General features: G+C 66.8%; 1 protein-coding gene. It reads left to right on the top strand.

Annotated features, from left to right (window positions below; all coding sequences use genetic code 11):
• The coding region (locus HHA01_RS14820) for an Ig-like domain-containing protein (protein ID WP_170214896.1) at positions 1 to 575 on the top strand (575 nt) is incomplete at both ends.

The raw sequence follows: 575 nt of genomic DNA, 5'->3' as shown, positions 1-575 counted from the left end.
TGCCCGAGCTGACCTATACGCCCACGGATGGCACGGATCCGGGCACGCCGACCACGGCGACGCTCGGCCCGGTCACTCCGGTCAATGATGCGCCGGTCGGTGTGGGCGACAACATCCCGGTGACCGAAGATACGCCGGTCACGGACAATGTCCTGACCAATGACACGGACCCCGAGGGCGATCCGCTGAGTGTCGACTCGGCGACCATCGACCAGGATGGGGACGGCACACCGGATCCGCTGCCGCTGGGCACGCCTACCGAGATTACCGATGGTTCGGGCAAACCGATCGGCAGCGTGACGCTGGAGCCCAATGGCGATCTGAGCTTTACGCCGGCGCCCGACTACACCGGTCCGGTGCCCGAGCTGACCTATACGCCGACGGATGGCACTGACCCGGGTGCGCCGACCACGGTGACCCTGGGGCCGGTGGCGCCGGTCAATGATGCGCCGGTCGGTGTGGGCGACAACATCCCGGTGACCGAGGATACGCCGGTCACGGACAATGTCCTGACCAATGACACGGACCCCGAGGGCGATCCGTTGAGTGTCGACTCGGCGACCATCGACCAGGAC

It is taken from the genome of Halomonas halmophila (genome assembly GCF_006540005.1).
GTDB classification, from domain to species: domain Bacteria; phylum Pseudomonadota; class Gammaproteobacteria; order Pseudomonadales; family Halomonadaceae; genus Halomonas; species Halomonas halmophila.
The sequence above is the reverse complement of the archived record's forward strand: the minus strand, read 5'-3'. Positions and strand labels throughout refer to the sequence as shown.